Source organism: Marinimicrobium sp. ARAG 43.8 (assembly GCF_050113635.1).
Classification (GTDB): domain Bacteria; phylum Pseudomonadota; class Gammaproteobacteria; order Pseudomonadales; family Cellvibrionaceae; genus Marinimicrobium.
Window position 1 is genome coordinate 1 of the sequence record NZ_JBNJLT010000013.1, and the last position, 15,804, is coordinate 15,804.

Sequence of the window (15,804 nt, forward strand, 5' to 3'; positions counted from 1 at the left end):
AGGTCTGCGCTTCGCGGTTCGTGAAGGCGGTCGTACGGTAGGCGCTGGCGTGGTCTCCAAGATCATCGAGTAAGTCTACGGTAACGTGACAAGCAGGGGCCTTGCGCCCCTGCTTGTCGTCATAGAGTTACAGGCCAGTAGTTCAATTGGTAGAGCACCGGTCTCCAAAACCGGCTGTTGGGGGTTCGAGTCCCTCCTGGCCTGCCATTATTCTGCAAAGTGCACTCAGGTTTCTCAAGCCTATGAATACAAAAGCCGAAGCCAAAGAATACCGTCTGGATCCGCTTAAGTGGCTGTTGGTATTTGGTCTGATCGCGGTAGGGGTTGTTGGGAACTCGCACTTTTCAGCCGAGCCGTTGTTGTATCGTGTTTTAGGCTTGTTGGTCGTTGCGGCGCTAGCTGTGCTGGTGTCGCTGCAGACTGCCAAAGGCGCAGCCTTATGGCGCCTGATGCGTGAATCGATGGTCGAGTTACGCAAGGTGGTGTGGCCGAGCCGTCAGGAAACCAATCAGACGACCCTTATCGTGATCGCCGTGGTTGTTGTTATGTCCATCATTCTCTGGCTTCTGGACACCTTCTTCGGTTGGGTCGCTTCGCTGATCATTGGGTAGGTGATAAATGGCTAAACGTTGGTATGTAGTACACGCCTATTCCGGGTTTGAGAAAAAAGTGGCCGCGTCTCTGAAAGAACGGGTTGATCTGCACGAAATGCAGGACCAGTTTGGCGAAATTCTGGTGCCCACTGAAGAAGTGGTAGAGATGCGCGGTGGCCAGAAACGCAAAAGCGAGCGCAAGTTTTTCCCTGGGTACGTTCTGGTTCAAATGGAGCTGAATGACGATACCTGGCACTTGGTAAAAGATACTCCCCGCGTTATGGGGTTTATCGGCGGCAAGGCTGACAAGCCCGCCCCCATTACCGAAAAAGAAGCGGAAGCGATTCTGCAGCGAGTAGACGACTCCATTGAAAAGCCGAAGCCAAAAACGATTTTTGAGCCCGGTGAAATGGTGCGCGTTATTGACGGACCATTTAATGACTTTAACGGCGTAGTCGAAGAAGTGAATTACGAGAAAAACCGTTTGCGTGTGGCCGTGCTGATTTTTGGCCGATCCACGCCGGTTGAGCTGGAGTTCGGGCAGGTCGAGAAGACCTGAGGCCGAGGCAGGGGCTCAATGGCCAGGAGGGCTTAAGATTTTTGCCTTTCTTTGCCTCTTGGCGAAGAAAGGTTTTCGTGTCTCCGGCTGTCAGGTTTTGTCGGAGAGGGGAGCCAGCGACGGAAGGCACTGCCAACGCTTTCCTGAGGCGCTAACACCCAACTGTGGGAGTAATTGACTATGGCTAAGAAAGTAACCGCCTACATCAAGCTGCAGGTTGCAGCGGGTAAGGCAAACCCAAGTCCTCCGGTTGGTCCTGCTCTGGGCCAGCACGGTGTGAACATTATGGAGTTTTGTAAGGCCTTCAATGCCCAGACCCAAAGCATTGAAGCCGGCGCTCCGGTTCCGGTAGTGATCAGCGTATACAGCGATCGGAGCTTCACCTTCACCATGAAGACGCCCCCGGCATCGTTCCTGTTGAAGAAAGCTGCCGGCATTACCAGCGGCAGCGGTAAGCCCAATACTGAAAAGGTAGGCAAAGTAACTCGGGAACAGCTCGAGGAAATCGCCACTACCAAAATGCCGGACCTGACTGCGGCCGATATGGATGCAGCGGTACGTACAATTGCGGGTTCTGCCCGTGCCATGGGTCTTGATGTGGAGGGCGTGTAAGATGGCTAAATTGAGCAAGCGCCAGCGCGCCATTAATGAAAAAGTGGACAGCAACAAACAGTACAGTATCGACGACGCCGTTGTTTTGTTGAAAGAGTTGTCTACCGTTAAGTTCTCCGAGACTTTTGACGTGTCCATCAACCTCGGTGTTGATCCGCGCAAATCTGATCAGGTGGTTCGCGGTGCAACAACCCTGCCGCACGGTACGGGCAAAGACGTACGTGTTGCCGTGTTTGCCCAGGGTGCAAATGCCGATGCCGCAAAAGAAGCCGGAGCAGACCTGGTAGGCATGGAAGATTTGGCCGATCAGGTTAAAGCCGGTCAAATGGACTTTGATGTGGTTGTGGCCAGCCCTGACGCTATGCGTGTGGTCGGCCAGCTGGGTCAGATCCTCGGTCCTCGTGGTCTGATGCCGAACCCGAAAACTGGCACCGTTACCCCGGATGTTGCAACCGCCGTAAAGAATGCCAAAGCGGGTCAGGTTCGCTACCGTGCGGAGAAAGGCGGTATTGTACATGGCGGTATCGGCAAGGTGTCCTTCGACGCGCAGGCCGTCAAGGAAAACCTGGAAGCATTGGTTAATGATCTGAAGAAAGCCAAGCCGGCAACGGCCAAAGGTGTGTATCTCAAGAAAATTTCTTTGAGCACCACCATGGGTCCGGGCTTGCTGATTGATCAATCATCCCTGGCTGTGTAAGACAGGGGTACAGACTTTGGGGTCTGCGGCTTGTCCGCAGGCTGTCAAAGACCGTAGGCGGCTGGTTTCTCGTTTAGAGGCGTAGCCTTAATAGTTCAGCCTACGCAGATGGTGGGACCCGGCTCTGGCCTAGCCAGAGAAGAGAATATCACCGGTACGATGGTGTCAAACCATGCTGTTTGGCGCTGGTTGTTAACGATGGAAGCAAACATCTTACGATGAGCGTTTCCGTCAAAAGCAGGAGAAATCCCGTGGCATTAGGACTTGAAGGCAAAAAAGCGATTGTCGCAGAAGTCCAGGAAGCTGCGAAGAGCGCTCTGTCTGCGGTAGTCGCCGATTCTCGTGGCGTTACCGTAAGCGACATGACTGCTCTGCGTAAAGAGGCTCGTGAGAACGGCGTTTGGATTAAAGTCGTTCGCAACACATTGGCCCGTCGCGCACTCGAAGGTACGGATTACGAATGTCTCAATGAGAGCTTTGTGGGTCCGACCCTGATCGCGTTCTCTAACGAACACCCCGGTGCGGGCGCCCGCATCCTCAAGGAGTTCGCTAAAGGTAACGATCAGATGCAGATTAAACTCGCCGCATTCGAAGGCGAGCAGGTTGACTTCTCCGTACTGGCGACTCTGCCGACGTACGAAGAAGCCCTGTCTAAACTGCTGAGCGTGATGAAAGAAGCAGCTGCTGGCAAACTGGTTCGCACAATTGCGGCCGTTCGCGATGCAAAAGAACAGGAAGCGGCGTAAACGTCGGCCGTTTCAACTGAATCCACGAGCCTGAGGGCTCAAATTATTAGGAATAGCACCATGGCTGTCACTAAAGACGAGATCATCGAAGCGATTGCGGAAATGTCTGTGAAAGACGTTGTAGAGCTGGTTTCTGCAATGGAAGAAAAATTCGGCGTTAGCGCTGCTGCTGCCGTTGTTGCCGGTCCTGGCGGCGGCGATGCTGGCGGTGCTGCTGAAGAGCAAACCGAATTTGACGTAGTTCTGACCGGTATCGGTGAGAAGAAAGTAAACGTCATTAAAGCGGTTCGTGAAATCACCGGTCTGGGCTTGAAAGAAGCGAAAGAGATGGTTGAGAACGCACCGAAAGCGGTTAAAGAAGGCGCTTCCAAAGAAGACGCTGAAGAAGCCAAGAAGAAGCTGGAAGACGCTGGCGCTTCCGCCGAGCTCAAGTAATATCGAACTCGTGCTTCGTCTGTCCAAATTACGATTTGGGCCGGGGCTGGTGGGCATTCGCCCGCCAGCCTTTTTCCGTTTCCGGTTGTCGGTTAAAACCGGGGTAGTGGCTGGTGCCTGAAGTCAGGCGCCTGTCATGGTTTGGCTACCGCGCACAGCGGCTAGTCCAGGGTAGAGCAATGATGACCCGAAGCGGCCCGCTTCCGGCATCAGCCCGATCCGTGAACAAGCTGGGGATTACAGATGGCTTACTCATACACTGAGAAAAAACGTATCCGTAAGGACTTCGGCAAATTGCCGCATGTGATGGATGTTCCTTACCTTTTGGCAATTCAGCTGGATTCGTACAGACGATTTGCCCAGGCAGATGTTACCCCCGATGAGCGGGCTGATATGGGGCTGCACGCCGCGTTTCGCTCGGTGTTCCCGATCGTCAGTTATTCCGGCAATGCGGCATTGGAGTATGTCAGCTACAGCCTGGGGAAAGCGGCGTTCGATGTCAACGAATGTATTTTGCGTGGCGTAACCTACGCCGTGCCTCTGCGCGTTAAAGTGCGCCTGATAATCTATGATCGCGACTCTTCCAACAAAGCGATTAAAGACATCAAAGAACAAGAAGTCTACATGGGAGAAATCCCCGTGATGACTGAAAACGGTACCTTTGTTATCAATGGTACTGAGCGTGTGATTGTGTCTCAGTTACACCGCTCACCCGGTGTGTTTTTCGATCACGACAAGGGCAAAACTCACTCCTCCGGCAAGCTGCTGTATTCGGCCCGCGTAATCCCCTACCGTGGTTCATGGCTGGACTTTGAGTTTGACCCGAAAGACTTGGTTTACGTCCGGATTGACCGTCGTCGTAAGTTGCCGGCCACCATTCTGCTTCGCGCCCTGGGTTTCAGTTCCCAGGAAATGCTGGATATGTTCTATGAAACCAGTTCATTCCAGATGGGTGACGATGGCCAGTTTCTCTTCAAAGTAGTGCCTTCGCGTTTGCGCGGTGACGTCGCAACGTTTGATATCAAGGACAAGAAAGGCAAGGTGTTGGTTGAGGAAGGGCGCCGTATTACGGCTCGCCATATTCGGCAACTGGAAAAGGCCGGCGTTGATGAAATGATCGTGCCGCCCGAGTACCTGTTGGGCCGTGCGCTGGCGAAAGACGTCATTGACAACGAAACTGGCGAGCTGCTGGTTGAGTGTAATGCTGAAATCACTGAAGATATTCTGGAAACGCTGGCCAAGCAGGGTGTTTCAACCATTGAAACCCTGTACACCAATGAACTGGATTGCGGTCCGTTCATTTCCGATACTCTGCGCCTGGATCCGACTCGCACCGAGCTCGAAGCGCTGGTCGAAATCTATCGCATGATGCGCCCGGGCGAGCCGCCGACCAAAGAGTCCGCAGAAGCGTTGTTCCAGAATCTGTTCTTCACCCAGGAGCGTTACGACCTTTCCTACGTGGGTCGTATGAAGTTCAACCGTCGCCTGGGGAGAGAAGACGAAACGGGTGAAGGTACGTTATCAAACGACGATATCGTGGATGTACTGAAAACCCTGATCTCCATTCGCAACGGCCAGGGCACGGTCGATGATATCGACCACCTGGGTAACCGGCGTGTACGTTCAGTGGGCGAAATGGCGGAAAACCAGTTCCGTGTTGGCCTGGTGCGTGTTGAACGTGCGGTGAAAGAGCGTTTGTCCATGGCAGAAAGCGAAGGACTAATGCCTCAGGACCTGATCAATGCCAAGCCGGTAGCGGCGGCGGTCAAAGAGTTTTTCGGCTCTTCACAGCTGTCCCAGTTCATGGACCAGAACAACCCGTTGTCCGAAGTGACTCACAAACGTCGCGTGTCGGCGTTGGGTCCGGGTGGTTTGACGCGCGAGCGCGCGGGCTTTGAAGTGCGCGACGTCCACCCGACTCACTATGGCCGTGTCTGCCCCATTGAGACACCAGAAGGCCCGAACATCGGCCTGATTAACTCATTGGCGACTTACTCGCGGACCAACAGTTACGGTTTCCTGGAAACCCCGTATCGCAAAGTTATCGATGGCAAGGTGACGGACGACATTGAATTCTTGTCAGCGATTAATGAATCCGAGTATGTGATTGCCCAGGCATCCGCCAAGCTTGATAAAAATGGAAAGCTGTGTGAAGAACTGGTTTCGGTACGTCACCAAAATGAGTTCAACCTGAAAAGCCCGGAAGAGGTCCAGTTAATGGACGTTTCTCCGCGCCAGGTGGTATCCGTGGCGGCGGCGTTGATCCCGTTCCTGGAGCACGATGACGCCAACCGTGCCTTGATGGGCTCGAACATGCAACGCCAGGCTGTCCCGACTCTGCGTGCCGACAAGCCGCTGGTGGGTACCGGCATGGAGCGCAATGTAGCGTCTGACTCGGGCGTGTGTGTGGTAGCGCGTCATGGCGGCGTGGTCGACAGCGTCGATGCCAGCAAGATCGTTATTAAGGTGAACGATGGTGAGGTTGAAGACGGCGACGCTGGTGTCGACATCTACAACTTGATCAAGTACACCCGCTCCAACCAAAACACCTGTATCAATCAGCGCTCTATTGTCAATGTGGGCGATGTGGTTGAACGCGGGGACATTCTGGCGGATGGGCCTTCGGTGGACATGGGGGAGTTGGCGCTTGGTCAGAATATGCGCATCGCCTTTATGCCCTGGAACGGTTACAACTTTGAGGACTCCATTCTGGTGTCCGAACGCGTGGTACAGGAAGACCGTTTCACCAGTATCCACATTCAGGAGCTGACCTGTATTGCCCGTGACACCAAGCTGGGTAGTGAGGAAATCAGCTCCGATATTCCGAACGTGGGCGAAAGCGCGCTGAGCAAGCTGGACGAGTCAGGCATTGTGTACATCGGTGCTGAGGTCGGTGGTGGTGACATCCTGGTGGGCAAGGTGACTCCGAAAGGTGAAACCCAATTGACCCCGGAGGAGAAACTGCTGCGTGCTATCTTCGGTGAGAAAGCGTCGGATGTGAAAGATACCTCTCTGCGGGTTCCGGCGAGCACCAAAGGCACTGTGATTGATGTTCAGGTGTTTACCCGTGATGGTTTGGAAAAAGACCAGCGTAGCCTCGAAATCGAGCGAGACCAGTTGGATGAGGTTCGCAAGGACCTGAACGAAGAGTACCGTATTGTAGAGCGTGCAATTTTCGGACGCCTTCGTGCGGCGTTGACCGGCCAGAAAGTATCCTCTGGCAAAGGTGTTAAGAAGGGTGAGGTGCTGACGGAAGAAACACTCGACAGCATTGAGCGGGATCAGTGGTTCAAGTTGCGCATGGCAGAAGATGCGCTGAACGAGCAACTGGATGCCGCCGAAGCTCAATTGATCGAACGTCGTAAGATTCTTGATGACCGCTTTGAAGACAAAAAGCGCAAACTCTCTACGGGAGACGATCTGGCACCGGGTGTTTTGAAAATCGTCAAAGTATACCTGGCGATCAAACGCCGCATTCAGCCGGGCGACAAAATGGCTGGACGTCATGGTAACAAAGGGGTTATCTCGGTCATTATGCCGGTTGAAGATATGCCCTATGACGACAATGGTGTTCCGGTTGATATCGTTCTGAACCCTCTGGGTGTACCGTCCCGGATGAACGTGGGCCAGATTCTGGAAACCCACCTGGGGATGGCCGCCAAGGGTCTGGGCGACAAAATTAACGGCATGCTTCAGCAGCAGAAAGCGGTGAAGGATATTCGCAGCTTCCTGGAAGAGGTCTACAACAAAACGGGCGACTCGCTCACCAAAGAAGATCTTGCTTCTTTCAGTGACGAGGAAATCCTGGAGCTGGCTCGCAACCTGATTGGTGGTGTTCCCATGGCCACTCCGGTATTTGACGGTGCTCAGGAAGACGAAATTAAAGCCTTGTTGAAATTGGCGGACTTCCCGGAATCTGGCCAGTGCGTGTTGTATGACGGTCGTACGGGTGACAAGTTTACTCGCCCGGTTACGGTCGGTTACATGTACATGCTGAAGCTGAACCACTTGGTGGATGACAAGATGCATGCTCGCTCCACCGGTTCCTACAGCCTGGTTACTCAGCAGCCGCTGGGCGGTAAGGCGCAATTCGGTGGCCAGCGCTTCGGGGAAATGGAGGTCTGGGCTCTGGAAGCCTATGGTGCCGCCTATACCCTGCAGGAAATGTTGACCGTCAAGTCGGACGATGTGGCGGGTCGTACCAAGATGTATAAAAACATCGTGGATGGCGATCACCGTATGGAGCCGGGTATGCCGGAATCCTTCAACGTGCTTGTGAAAGAGATTCGCTCGCTCGGGATCAGTATGGAGCTGGAGCAAGACGACTAGCCCCTACACCCGTTACCGGTGCGGGGCCGTAATCGGCCCCGCTGTGCGGACAACGCGCACTGATGCCCACTGGAGCTTACTGGAGAAAACGCCTTGAAAGACTTACTTAATTTGCTCAAGTCCCAGGGACAAGTCGAAGAATTTGATTCCATCCGGATCAGTCTGGCCTCGCCGGAGATGATTCGGTCCTGGTCGTTCGGCGAAGTGAAAAAACCCGAAACCATTAACTACCGTACCTTTAAACCGGAACGGGAAGGTCTTTTTTGTGCCAAAATTTTTGGCCCGGTAAAAGACTACGAATGCTTGTGCGGCAAATACAAGCGCATGAAGCACCGCGGCATCATCTGCGAAAAATGTGGCGTGGAAGTGACGCTGGCTAAAGTGCGTCGTGAGCGCATGGGCCATATTGAACTGGCTAGCCCCGTCGCCCATATCTGGTTCCTGAAATCGCTGCCCAGCCGTATTGGTTTGTTGCTGGATATGACTCTGCGTGATATTGAGCGCGTGTTGTACTTTGAGTCCTATGTGGTAACTGATCCGGGCATGACTACTCTGGAGCGCGCCCAGCTGCTGACCGATGAGCAGTACTTCGAGGCAATGGAAGAGTTTGGTGACGAATTCGAAGCCAAGATGGGTGCTGAAGCGATCCAGGCTTTGATGAAAGATATTGATCTTGAATCAGAAGTGAATCGCTTGCGCGAGGAAATTCCGAACACCAACAGCGAAACCAAGATCAAGAAGTTCTCCAAGCGCTTGAAGCTGTTGGAGGCTTTCCTGCACTCGGGTAACAAACCTGAGTGGATGGTGATGGAAGTATTGCCTGTGCTGCCGCCGGATCTGCGTCCGCTGGTGCCGTTGGATGGTGGGCGCTTCGCGACTTCTGATTTGAACGACCTTTATCGTCGCGTGATCAACCGTAACAACCGTCTGAAAAGACTGCTGGATCTGAACGCTCCGGATATCATCGTGCGCAACGAGAAGCGCATGCTGCAGGAGTCCGTGGATGCGCTGCTGGATAATGGTCGTCGCGGTCGTGCGATCACCGGTTCCAACAAGCGTCCGCTGAAATCCCTGGCCGACATGATCAAAGGTAAGCAAGGTCGCTTCCGTCAGAACCTGCTGGGTAAGCGAGTGGATTACTCAGGTCGCTCGGTGATCGTAGTGGGTCCGACACTGAAACTGCATCAGTGTGGTTTGCCCAAGAAAATGGCTCTGGAGCTGTTCAAGCCGTTTATCTTTAGCAAGCTGGAATTGCGTGGCCTGGCGACGACGATTAAAGCCGCCAAGAAAATGGTTGAGCGCGAAGAAGCGGTTGTCTGGGATATCCTGGACGAAGTGATTCGCGAACACCCGGTTCTACTGAACCGCGCACCCACATTGCACCGCTTGGGTATTCAGGCGTTCGAGCCTGTGCTGATTGAAGGTAAGGCGATTCAATTACACCCGTTGGTTTGTGCGGCCTATAACGCCGACTTCGACGGTGACCAGATGGCGGTTCACGTACCGCTGACCCTGGAAGCTCAGCTCGAATCCCGCGCGCTGATGATGTCCACGAACAACATCCTGTCCCCGGCCTCCGGTGACCCGATCATCGTACCGTCTCAGGACGTGGTACTGGGCTTGTACTGGATGACTCGCGAGCGCATCAATGCCAAAGGTGAAGGCATGGTGTTCTCCGATGTTCAGGAGGTGTCCCGTGCTTACTATTCCCAGCAAGTGGACCTGCAGGCTCGTGTTCGAGTGCGTGTTAATGAAACACTGATCGGTGCCGAAGGTGAAAAGGAACGCCAAACGCGCATGGTCGACACGACTGTGGGACGTATGCTGCTGTGGGAAATTACCCCGGAAGGTATCCCGCTGGAGCAGGTGAACCGCGCAATGGTCAAAAAAGCCATCTCAGGCGTTATCAACTTCTGTTACCGCGTGGTGGGTTTGAAGGCTACAGTAATCTTCGCCGACCGCCTGATGTATATGGGTTATGACTTCTCTACGAAGTCCGGTGCTTCCATCGGTGTTAACGACTTCACGATCCCGGAAGAAAAAGCCGGCATCATTGGTCGTGCCGAAAAAGAGGTGAAAGAAATCGAAACCCAGTTCGCTTCGGGTTTGGTAACGGCAGGGGAGAAGTACAACAAAGTCATTGATATCTGGTCCCGGGCCAACGACCTGGTAGCCAAGTCGATGATGGAAGGTATCAGTAAGGAAAGCGTTCAAAACAAAGCGGGCGAGGAAGAAGAGCAGGACTCTTTTAACTCCGTCTTTATGTACGCTGATTCCGGTGCGCGGGGCTCCCCAGCGCAGATTCGTCAGTTGGCGGGTATGCGCGGCCTGATGGCCCGTCCGGACGGCTCAATTATTGAAACGCCGATTGTGGCCAATTTCCGTGAAGGCTTGAACGTACTGCAGTACTTCATTTCGACGCACGGTGCGCGTAAAGGTTTGGCGGATACCGCCCTGAAAACCGCAAACTCTGGTTACCTGACCCGCCGTCTTGTGGACGTATCCCAGGATCTGGTCGTGACCATGACGGACTGCGGTACGGACGAAGGCCTGAAAATGGCACCGGTGATTGAAGGCGGCGACGTTATTGAATCGCTGGGCGACCGAATCCTGGGTCGTATCGTGGCGCGCGATGTGGTTCGCCCTGGTAGCGAGGAAATTCTGGTGCCTGCTGGCACTATGATTGACGAAGCCTGGGTAGAGCGCGTGGAAGCCATGGGTATCGACGAAGTGATTGTTCGCTCGCCGGTCACCTGTGCGACCCGCAACGGTGTCTGTTCCATGTGTTACGGCCGTGACCTCGCTCGAGGCCATCGCGTTAACCAGGGCGAGGCCGTCGGTGTTATTGCGGCTCAATCGATCGGTGAGCCGGGCACACAGCTGACCATGCGGACCTTCCACATTGGTGGTGCAGCGTCCCGGGCGTCAGCGGCCGACAATGTTCAGGTCAAGCAGGAAGGTAAAGTCCGCTTGATCAACGTCAAGGTTGTCACCAATAAAGACGGCAACCTGGTAGCGGTGTCGCGCTCCGGTGAAATTGCCATTGCCGATGCGGCTGGCAGTGAGCGTGAACGCTACAAGATTCCATACGGCGCGGTGATTACCGTGAAGGATGGCGATCAGGTCGATGGTGGTCAGGTTATCGCTAAATGGGACCCGCATACACACCCGATTGTTAGTGAAGTGGCGGGTAAAGTTCGCTTCTCTGGTATGGAGGACGGTCTTTCCATCCGTCGTCAGACTGATGAATTGACCGGTTTGAGTTCGATTGAAGTGCTCGATACGGCGGAGCGCCCCTCGGCGGGTAAGGATTTGCGTCCCGCTGTGACGCTGGTTGATGAGGCCGGTAACGAACTGACCCAGGCGAACTCCAACGCGCCGGCGCATTACCTGCTGCCCGCCAAAGCGATTCTGAGCATTGGTGACGGCAATGACATCGAAGTGGGTGATGTTATTGCACGGATTCCGCAGGAAGGCTCCAAGACCCGGGATATTACCGGTGGTCTGCCGCGCGTGGCGGACTTGTTCGAAGCCCGTAAACCGAAAGAGCCAGCGATTCTCGCCGAAATCTCCGGTACGGTCAGTTTCGGGAAGGAAACGAAAGGCAAGCGTCGTTTGGTCATTACTCCGACGGATGGGCAGCCGCTGCCAGATGGTTCCACCCATTACGAAGTGCTGATTCCCAAGCATCGTCAGTTGAATGTGTTCGAGGGCGAAAAGGTCGAAAAAGGGGAGATGATCTCCGATGGACCCAGCAACCCGCACGACATTCTGCGTCTGCAAGGGATCGAAGCGCTGGCCCATTACATCACAAACGAAATTCAGGACGTTTACCGTCTGCAGGGTGTGAAGATCAACGATAAGCACATCGAAACGATCGTTCGTCAGATGTTGCGTAAAGTTGAAATCAGTGAAATGGGCGATTCCAGCTTCGTGAAGGGTGAGCAAGTAGAACTCAGTTCAGTGCTGGAAGAGAACGAGCGGTTGCGTTCAGAGGATCGTCAGCCGGCGCGTTTTGATCGCTTATTGCTGGGTATCACCAAGGCTTCTCTGGCGACGGAGTCCTTTATTTCGGCCGCGTCGTTCCAGGAAACTACGCGAGTGCTGACCGAAGCCGCTGTGACTGGCAAGAAAGATATGCTTTCAGGACTTAAGGAAAACGTAGTCGTCGGTCGCTTGATCCCGGCGGGTACGGGGCTGGCGTACCACGCGGAGCGTAAGCGCCGCCGCGACGCCACCTTGGCTGCCCCGGATTCAGGGGTGAGTGCAGAAGACGTGGAAGCTGCTCTGACCGAGGCTCTGAAGTCCAGCAGCTAACGGAGAAGAGGCAGAGGTAGCCTGAGTACCTCTGCGTGGCGCATGGCCTTGACCCCGCTTGACGCAGGGGATGGGTGTCATTACAATGCGCCACCCGCTTTTTGCAAAGTGGGGAGCGGCTGGTTCCGCTCTCTTTCATCAAGCCTTCCTAGGGAAGGCGTTTTTATACTTGTGGAGTTTATTTTCATGGCAACGATCAACCAGTTGGTTCGTAAGCCGAGAAAACGCAGGGTTCAAAAGAGCGACGTTCCCGCTCTGCAAGCCAACCCTCAGAAGCGCGGCGTTTGTACCCGCGTTTACACCACCACACCGAAAAAGCCGAACTCGGCGCTGCGTAAAGTATGTCGTGTGCGCTTGACCAACGGTTTTGAGGTGTCTTCCTATATTGGTGGTGAAGGGCACAACTTGCAGGAGCACAGCGTGGTTCTGATCCGCGGTGGTCGTGTGAAGGACTTGCCGGGTGTGCGTTATCACACCGTGCGCGGTTCTTTGGACACTTCCGGGGTCAACAACCGTAAGCAGGGCCGTTCCAAATACGGTACCAAGCGGCCCAAGTAAGCCGTTTGGCCGCTTAAGGCTAACGGAGTACCAAGCGTTTTCGGCGGCGCCTACGGGCGCGAACCGAGTAAGGCTAAGCGCGACAGTGGCTGTGTAATCAGCGAGTCGTCGTCTTAGACAAAACCTGAAGAGAGGCTATTTAAGATGCCAAGAAGAAGAGTTGTCGCCAAGCGCGAAATTTTGCCGGATCCCAAATACGGCAATGTAACGCTGGCGAAATTTATGAACCACGTAATGGTTAGCGGTAAAAAGTCCGTTGCAGAGCGCATTGTATATGGTGCTCTGGAAGCCGTGGAAGAGAAACTGAAGCGCGATCCGGTCGAAGTGTTTGACGAGGCGCTGGAAAATATCGCTCCGCTGGTGGAAGTAAAATCCCGTCGTGTGGGTGGCGCCACCTATCAGGTGCCGGTGGAAGTCCGTCCGAGTCGTCGTACGGCGCTTGCTATGCGCTGGTTGGTAGACTTTTCCCGTGGACGCAGCGAAAAATCCATGCCTCAGCGTTTAGCGGGTGAGTTAATTGACGCCTCCCAGGGCAAAGGCGCTGCGGTTCGCAAGCGTGAAGATGTGCACCGTATGGCCGAGGCCAATAAGGCCTTCTCGCACTATCGCTTCTAAGGCGTGAGCCGCAAACGCAGATAGCGTTGAGAGGGTGAAGGCAGCCAAGGGGCTGCCTTTTCCCGCTTTAATGAATTAGCAATTGGGGAGACAGTCGTGGCACGTAAAACTCCTATCGTACGCTACCGCAACATTGGTATCTGTGCCCACGTAGATGCTGGTAAAACCACTACGACCGAGCGTGTTCTGTTTTATACCGGGCGCTCACATAAAATGGGTGAAACCCATGAAGGTGCTGCCACCACAGACTGGATGGCGCAAGAGCAGGAGCGTGGGATCACTATTACATCCGCTGCTGTAACCACTTTTTGGAAGGGTATGGGGCAGCAGTTCGACGAGCACCGTATCAATATCATCGATACGCCCGGGCACGTGGATTTCACTATTGAAGTAGAGCGTTCCCTGCGTGTTTTGGATGGCGCAGTTGTCGTGCTATGTGGCTCTTCCGGTGTTCAGCCGCAAACCGAGACCGTTTGGCGCCAGGCCAACAAATACGAAGTGCCCCGTATGGTGTTCGTCAATAAGATGGACCGCACCGGTGCTAACTTCATACGCGTTGTTGAGCAGCTGAAAACCCGTCTCGGGGCTACCGCTGTTCCTCTGCAAATGACCATTGGCTCTGAAGAAGATTTCAAGGGCGTTGTCGACCTGATCGAGATGAAGGCCATCCTGTGGAATGAAGAAGACTTGGGGATGAGCTTCAGTCATGCGGAAATCCCGGATGACCTGAAAGACACCTGTGCGGAAATGCGCGAGTTCATGATGGAAGCCGCCGCTGAAGCCAACGAAGAGTTGATGGAAAAGTACCTGGAAGAGGGTGAACTGTCCAACGACGAAATCAAGGCGGGTATTCGCACTCGCACTCTGGCTAATGAAATCGTGCCTGTGCTGGGCGGTTCAGCCTTTAAGAACAAGGGTGTTCAGGCAATGCTGGACGCGGTTATTGAGTACCTGCCTGCCCCGAACCAGGTTCGTGCCATCGAGGGTATTCTGGACGACGGTAAAGACACCGTTGAGACGCGCGAGGCGGATGACGAAGCGCCGTTTGCCGCATTGGCGTTTAAGATTGCTACTGACCCCTTTGTTGGTACTCTGACGTTCTTCCGGGTTTATTCGGGCAAGCTGAACTCCGGCGACACCGTCTTCAATCCGGTGAAAGACAAGAAGGAGCGGGTTGGCCGTATGGTGCAAATGCATGCCAACAACCGCGAAGAGATCAAAGAAGTGCTCTCTGGTGATATCGCGGCAGCGGTCGGTTTGAAAGATGTGACGACAGGGGACACGCTGTGCGATCCCAATAATATCATCACCCTGGAGCGGATGGAGTTCCCTGAACCGGTGATTCACGTGGCGGTTGAGCCGAAAACCAAGGCTGACCAGGAAAAAATGGGCGTGGCGCTGGGCAAGCTGGCGCAGGAAGACCCTTCATTCCGTGTTCGCACCGACGAGGAAAGTGGTCAGACCATTATCGGCGGCATGGGTGAGCTGCATCTGGACATCATCGTTGACCGTATGCGTCGCGAGTTCAATGTAGAGGCCAATATTGGTAAGCCACAGGTTGCTTACCGAGAGGCGATTCGCAATAATTGTGAAATCGAAGGTAAGTTTGTTCGTCAGTCTGGTGGTCGCGGTCAGTACGGTCACGTTTGGATTCGTTTCGAGCCCGGTCAAGACGAAGATGCCGAAGGTCTGGAGTTCGTTAACGAAATCGTAGGTGGTGCCGTACCGAAAGAGTATATCCCGGCTGTGCAAAAAGGTATTTCCGAACAGATGCAAAATGGTGTTTTGGCCGGTTATCCATTGCTGGGCTTGAAGGCCACTTTGTACGATGGCTCGTTCCACGATGTTGACTCCAACGAGATGGCCTTTAAAATTGCTGCCTCTATGGCAACCAAAAAGCTCGCGCAGAACGGCGGTGCTGTACTGCTTGAGCCGATCATGAAGGTCGAGGTAGTAACCCCTGAAGAAAACATGGGTGATGTGGTCGGTGACCTTAACCGTCGTCGCGGCATGATTCAGGGCATGGATGAGGGTGTTTCTGGCAAGATTGTTAATGCCGAAGTGCCGCTGGCCGAAATGTTCGGCTACGCGACGGATCTGCGTTCGGCAACACAAGGTCGTGCAACTTACGCCATGGAGTTCAAAGGCTATTCCGAAGCGCCGCGTAACGTGGCCGACGAAGTCATCGCCAAGAGCAAAGTGTCTGGCAGCGACGATTAATCTCCGATTTTAAGTTTAGAGGAATCTGACAGTGGCAAAAGAAAAGTTTGAACGCAGTAAGCCCCACGTCAACGTGGGCACCATTGGTCACGTGGACCACGGTAAAACCACCCTGACAGCGGC

The 15,804-nt window shown here is 54.2% G+C and carries 13 protein-coding genes and 1 tRNA gene; all 14 read left to right on the forward strand.

Annotated elements, in window-relative coordinates; genetic code table 11:
• The coding region (locus ACQCLF_RS15535) for a hypothetical protein (RefSeq protein ID WP_426988951.1) at positions 1-73 on the forward strand (73 nt) is incomplete at its 5' end.
• 58 nt (positions 74-131) lie between these two features.
• Positions 132-207, forward strand: a tRNA-Trp gene (locus ACQCLF_RS15540).
• 35 nt (positions 208-242) lie between these two features.
• On the forward strand, positions 243-611 hold the full coding sequence (gene secE, locus ACQCLF_RS15545; RefSeq protein ID WP_426988931.1) for a preprotein translocase subunit SecE: 369 nt from the start codon (positions 243-245) through the stop codon (positions 609-611).
• A 7-nt stretch (positions 612-618) separates the two neighbouring features.
• Positions 619-1,152, forward strand: a complete 534-nt coding sequence (nusG, locus tag ACQCLF_RS15550; RefSeq protein WP_426988933.1) for a transcription termination/antitermination protein NusG — start codon at positions 619-621, stop codon at positions 1,150-1,152.
• Between the two features lie 180 nt (positions 1,153-1,332).
• Positions 1,333-1,764 (forward strand): 50S ribosomal protein L11, encoded by a 432-nt coding sequence (gene rplK / locus ACQCLF_RS15555; RefSeq protein WP_426988935.1) that lies wholly within the window; start codon positions 1,333-1,335, stop codon positions 1,762-1,764.
• Between the two features lies 1 nt (position 1,765).
• Positions 1,766-2,461, forward strand: a complete 696-nt coding sequence (rplA, locus tag ACQCLF_RS15560; protein ID WP_426988937.1) for a 50S ribosomal protein L1 — start codon at positions 1,766-1,768, stop codon at positions 2,459-2,461.
• A gap of 251 nt (positions 2,462-2,712) precedes the next feature.
• Complete coding sequence (rplJ, locus tag ACQCLF_RS15565; RefSeq protein ID WP_426988939.1) at positions 2,713-3,207, forward strand: 50S ribosomal protein L10; 495 nt, start codon at positions 2,713-2,715, stop codon at positions 3,205-3,207.
• Positions 3,208-3,267: 60 nt separating this feature from the next.
• Positions 3,268-3,642, forward strand: a complete 375-nt coding sequence (gene rplL / locus ACQCLF_RS15570) for a 50S ribosomal protein L7/L12 (RefSeq protein ID WP_426988941.1) — start codon at positions 3,268-3,270, stop codon at positions 3,640-3,642.
• A gap of 243 nt (positions 3,643-3,885) precedes the next feature.
• Positions 3,886-7,971: a DNA-directed RNA polymerase subunit beta gene (rpoB, locus tag ACQCLF_RS15575; RefSeq protein ID WP_426988943.1), complete on the forward strand. Its 4,086-nt coding sequence runs from the start codon at positions 3,886-3,888 to the stop codon at positions 7,969-7,971.
• Positions 7,972-8,064: 93 nt separating this feature from the next.
• Entirely contained in the window at positions 8,065-12,288 is a 4,224-nt protein-coding gene (gene rpoC, locus ACQCLF_RS15580) for a DNA-directed RNA polymerase subunit beta' (RefSeq protein ID WP_426988945.1), read from the forward strand.
• A gap of 186 nt (positions 12,289-12,474) precedes the next feature.
• Positions 12,475-12,846 carry a 30S ribosomal protein S12 gene (gene rpsL / locus ACQCLF_RS15585; protein ID WP_024462568.1) on the forward strand — a complete coding sequence of 124 codons (372 nt, stop codon included), beginning with the start codon at positions 12,475-12,477 and terminating at the stop codon, positions 12,844-12,846.
• A 144-nt stretch (positions 12,847-12,990) separates the two neighbouring features.
• A complete protein-coding gene (gene rpsG / locus ACQCLF_RS15590) occupies positions 12,991-13,461 on the forward strand; it encodes a 30S ribosomal protein S7 (RefSeq protein ID WP_426988947.1) in 471 nt (156 codons plus the stop codon).
• A gap of 96 nt (positions 13,462-13,557) precedes the next feature.
• The gene (gene fusA / locus ACQCLF_RS15595) at positions 13,558-15,681 is read left to right on the forward strand and encodes an elongation factor G (RefSeq protein WP_426988949.1); all 2,124 of its coding nucleotides are present in this window, start codon (positions 13,558-13,560) and stop codon (positions 15,679-15,681) included.
• Between the two features lie 31 nt (positions 15,682-15,712).
• The coding region (locus tag ACQCLF_RS15600) for a GTP-binding protein (RefSeq protein ID WP_018694456.1) at positions 15,713-15,804 on the forward strand (92 nt) is incomplete at its 3' end.